General features: G+C 72.0%; 1 protein-coding gene. It reads left to right on the plus strand.

All coding sequences use genetic code 11. The annotated features are described in order from the left end of the window. Positions 1 to 3,652: beta-ketoacyl synthase N-terminal-like domain-containing protein (locus tag AB0G15_RS43320; RefSeq protein WP_362851544.1), on the plus strand; the 3,652-nt coding region annotated here is incomplete at both ends.

Here is a 3,652-nt window from a genome sequence, read left to right on the forward strand (position 1 = left end):
GCGTCAAACCCCTGTCCGTCCCCGACGGGCTCGCACTGCTCGACGCCGCCCTGCGCACCGACCACCCCACCCTCGTCCCCGCACGATTCACCAAGATCCGTACCGCCGGGCGCACACCGGTGCGCCGGGCGGGCCAGGCCGGTGGGCTCGCGCAGCGCCTGGCCGCGCTGGACCCCGCCGAGCGGCATGCGATGTTGTCCGGCCTGGTCAGAGGGCATGCCGCGACGGTGCTCGGCTTCGCCGACGGGTCGGCGATCGACCATCGGCGTCAGTTCCAGGACCTGGGTTTCGACTCCCTCACCGCGGTCGAGTTCCGCAACCAGCTCAACGCGGCGACCGGGCTGAGGCTCCCGGCCACGCTCATCTTCGACTACCCGACCGCTGAGGCGGTGGCGGACTACCTGGCAGGGGAGCTGGCCGGTGGTCAGGTCTCGCAGGCGGTCGTGGCCGATGTCTCGGTGGCCGACGAGCCGATCGCGATCGTGGGCATGGCCTGCCGCTATCCCGGCGGCGTCTCCTCGCCCGAGGCTCTGTGGGAACTGGTCGCGCAGGCTCGGGACGCGGTGGGTGACTTCCCGTCCGATCGCGGCTGGGACGTGGAAGGGGTGTACGGCCCGGAGCCGGGCGTACCGGGGAAGAGCTACACGCGACACGGCGCGTTCCTGTACGACGCCGCTGACTTCGACCCCGGGTTCTTCGGGATCAGCCCGCGTGAGGCGCTCGCGATGGATCCGCAGCAGCGGTTGCTGCTGGAGTCCTCGTGGGAGGCGATCGAGCGGGCGGGCCTGGACCCGGTGGGGCTGCGTGGCAGCCGGACGGGTGTCTTCGCGGGTGTGATGTACCACGACTACGGCCTCGGCACCCCGGCCGCGACCAGCGGTGGAAGCCTGGTGTCCGGACGGGTGTCGTACACCCTGGGCCTGGAGGGTCCGGCGGTCACGGTGGACACGGCGTGCTCGTCGTCGCTGGTCGCCCTGCATCTGGCCACGCAGGCGCTGCGCACGGGCGAGTGCGACCTGGCGCTGGCCGGTGGTGTGACGGTGATGTCGACGCCCGGCATGTTCATCGAGTTCTCGCGGCAGCGTGGCCTGTCGGCGGACGGGCGGTGCAAGGCGTTCTCCGCGGAGGCCGACGGCACCGGCTGGGCCGAGGGCGTGGGTGTGCTGCTGGTCGAGCGGCTGTCGGACGCGCGGCGCAACGGTCACCGGGTGCTGGCCGTGGTCCGCGGCAGCGCGATCAACCAGGACGGTGCGAGCAACGGGCTCACCGCGCCGAACGGTCCGGCGCAGCAGCGGGTGATCCGCCAGGCGCTGGCCAACGCGGGACTGTCGACCGCGGACATCGACGCCGTGGAAGCGCACGGCACGGGCACCACCCTCGGCGACCCGATCGAGGCCCAGGCCATCCTGGCCACCTACGGCCAGGACCGTCCCGAGGACCGGCCGCTGTGGCTGGGGTCGCTGAAGTCCAACATCGGTCACACCCAGGCAGCCGCCGGTGTCGGCGGTGTCATCAAGATGGTGATGGCTCTCCGCCACGAACTCCTCCCCAAGACCCTGCACGTGGACGAGCCGAGCCCGCACGTGGACTGGTCGGCCGGTGCGGTGGAACTGCTCACCGAGCCCGTTTCCTGGCAGGAGAACGGGCACGCCCGCCGCGCGGCCATCTCGTCCTTCGGGATCAGCGGCACGAACGCGCACGTGATCATCGAGCAGGGCCCGGCGGTGGAGCCGGAGCCTTCCGGCACTGAGCTGCCGGTGACGCCGTGGCTGCTCTCGGCCAAGACTCCGGCGGCGTTGCGGGCGCAGGCCGGGCAGCTCGCGTCGTGGGTGGAGGCTCAGCCGGAGGTGAACCCGGCTGACGCGGCCTGGACGCTGGCGACGGGCCGGGCGCTGCTGGAGCAGCGCGCGGTGGTGGTCGGCGCCGACCAGGCCGAGCTGGTGGCCGGCCTGCGTGCTCTGGCCGACGGTACGACGGCACCGGAAGCCGCGGCGACAGACGGCAGGCTGGCGATGCTGTTCACCGGTCAGGGCAGTCAGCGAGTGGGCATGGGCCGTGAGCTGGCCTCCGCGTTCCCGGTGTTCGCGGACGCCCTGGAGGAGATCTGCGCGCTGCTGCCGGGGTCGGTGCGCCAGGCGATGTTCTCCGGTCCGGACGAGGCGCTGGCCGAGACCGGGATGACCCAGCCGGCCCTGTTCGCCTTCGAAGTCGCCCTCTACCGGCTGCTGGCCTCACTCGGTGTCACGCCGGATGTGCTGGTGGGCCACTCGGTGGGGGAGATCGCGGCCGCGCATGTGGCCGGGGTGCTCTCCCTACCCGACGCGTGTGCCCTGGTCACCGCTCGCGCCCGGTTGATGCAGGCGCTGCCGGAGGGTGGGGCGATGCTGGCCGTTGCCGCCTCCGAGGCGGAGGTCCTTCCGCTGCTGGAGGGCCGCCAGGACGTGAGCATCGCCGCCGTCAACGGCCCTCAGGCCGTGGTGATCTCCGGTAGCGAGACCGCGGTGGAGGAGATCGCCGCCCTGACAAGTGCCCGCACCCGACGCTTGCGCGTCTCGCACGCGTTCCACTCGCCCCTGATGGAGCCGATGCTCGCCGAATTCGAGCAGATCGTCTCCGCGCTGACCTTCAGTGAGCCGAGCATCCCGGTGGTGTCCAACGTGACGGGCCGGCCCGCCGAGCCGGGTCTGCTGACCGACCCGGCGTACTGGGTGCGGCACGTGCGCGAGGCGGTGCGTTTTGCCGACGGGGTGCTCGCCTGCCAGGCGAACGTGTTCGTGGAGGTCGGACCGGACTCGACGCTGACCGCGCTGGCTCAGCAGAGCGTCGAGGACGGAACGTTCGTCGCGACCGCGCGCAAGGACCGCGACGAGATCCGGGCGCTGGTCGAGGCACTGGGCCGGCTGCACACCCACGGCGTGACCGTCGACTGGACGGCGATCCTCACCCGGGGAGCGCACGTCGATCTGCCGACGTACGCCTTCCAGCACGAGCGGTACTGGATCCCCGCGCTGACCGATGCCGGGGACATGAACGCCGCCGGACTGGGCGCGATCGATCACCCGGTGTTCAGCGCCGTGACCGAGGTCGCCAGCGGCGAGTCGGTGATCTTCAGTGGCCGCCTGTCACCCGCCACGCAGCCGTGGCTGGCCGATCACCTCGTGGGTGGCCAGATGCTGGTGCCGGGGGCGGCGCTGGTCGAGCTGGCCATCCGGGCGGGCGACGAGGTCGAGTGCTCCTACCTGCAGGAGTTGACCATCCAGGCGCCGCTGGTGGTGCCCGTCCAGGGCGGTGTCCAGATCCAGGTGGTCGTCGGAGCGGTGGAGGAATCGGGAGCACGCCCGCTGACCGTCCACTCCCGCTCCCAGGACGCCACCGGATGGACGCAGCACGCTCAGGGCCTGATCACCGCCGAACTGCCGGTGGCGGCGTTCGAGCTGACGCAGTGGCCGCCGGTGGACGCGCGGCCGGTGGCGGTCGATGGTCTGTACGACGATCTCGCGGCAGTCGGCCTGGAGTACGGGCCGGTCTTCCAGGGAGTGACGCGGGCCTGGACGAAACCGGGCGAGGTGTTCGCCGAGATCGCGCTGCCCGAGCAGGCGCACGCCGACGCGGCGCGCTTCGGGGTGCACCCGGCGCTGCTGGACGCGGTGTT

This window comes from Streptosporangium sp. NPDC023825 (assembly GCF_040639575.1).
Classification (GTDB): domain Bacteria; phylum Actinomycetota; class Actinomycetes; order Streptosporangiales; family Streptosporangiaceae; genus Streptosporangium.